The sequence below is a fragment of the Kitasatospora sp. MY 5-36 genome (assembly GCF_001182915.1).
Lineage (GTDB): Bacteria > Actinomycetota > Actinomycetes > Streptomycetales > Streptomycetaceae > Kitasatospora.
In genome coordinates, this window is the sequence record NZ_LFVW01001246.1 from 1 (window position 1) to 1,183 (window position 1,183).

Sequence of the window (1,183 nt, forward strand, 5' to 3'; positions counted from 1 at the left end):
GGTCCCCGTCGTGCTCGGCCAGGGCGGCGAGGCACCACGGTCGGGCGGCCGCGACGAGGGGGAGGTGCGGCGCGACGGGGGCCGTGCGGAGGTCCCGGGCCATCGTCCGGGCCGTGGCGGGGTCGCCGGCGCTCAGCGCCGCCGTGACGGCCCAGGGTGCCAGTTCCGCCGCCCAGGCCCAGATGCCCTTGCTGCGCAGCCGTCCCCAGGCCTGCGTCGCGTGCGCTCTGGCGTCGTCGTGGTCGCCGCGGGCCAGGGCCAGCCGGACGAGTACGGTCGAGGAGAGCGCCGCCACCGGTGCCAACTGCTGGTCCGGGTGCGGCGCCAGGCCGCCGGCCAGCCAGGCCCGGCACTGGGACCACTCGCCGCGGGCGAGGCACAGCGCGGCGAGGACGGTTCGTGCCTCGTGGCCGAGCACCGGGGTTCGCGCGGTGTCCGCGACCAGGTCGGCGGCCCGGTCGGCGAGGCCCGTCCAGCGGCCGGTGGCCCAGTCGAGGAGCAGCCGGATGCTGCGGATGCCGTGGGCGACGTGGGGGCCGGCGTGGTGGCGTCCGGCCAGGGCCGCGCCGCGTTCGAGGAACGACCGGCTGTCGTGGTAGCGGCCTAGCCACAGGGTCGCGTCGGCGGCATTGCACAGGGCGCGGGCCCGGTGACCGGCCGACGCGGCGTCACCGTTGTCCTCGTCCTCCCCCAACGGCCGGGCCGGGAGCGCCTGTTCGGCCCCGGGGTCGCCGAGGGTCAGGAGCAGCCCGACGAGGTTGGCGTTGACGGCGGCCCGCAGGACGGGGTCGGTGGTGGCCGCCAGCGCGGCGCCCGCCCGCTCCGCGCACTGCCGGTGCTCGGCGAGGGGGATGCCGGGCCAGTGCGGCATGGACATCGCGGCCAGGACGCGGGCGGCGAGGCCGGGTTCGTCGGGGAGGGTCCTGGCGGCGCGTTCCAGGTGCAGCCAGCCGTCGTGGTCCGGTGTCGTCGGGGTGCACAGCGACAGCCCCTGCAGCACCCGGGCCTGGGCGCGCAGCGGGCCGGGCAGGAGCGGGGCGCCGGTGAGGGTGTCGAGCAGGGCGCCGGCGTCCTGGAGGGTGAACCCGGCGATGCGGCGCAGGGCCGCCGTGGCGAGCCTCGCGCGGGCGGGGCCGGGGATCCGGCGGTCGGCGAGCAGGTCCTGGAGGAGCCGGGCGGCTTC

1 pseudogene is annotated in these 1,183 nt (G+C 78.7%); it reads right to left on the reverse strand.

The window, feature by feature from the left end:
• Positions 1-1,183: pseudogene (locus AE652_RS41715) on the reverse strand (helix-turn-helix transcriptional regulator); the annotation flags it as partial.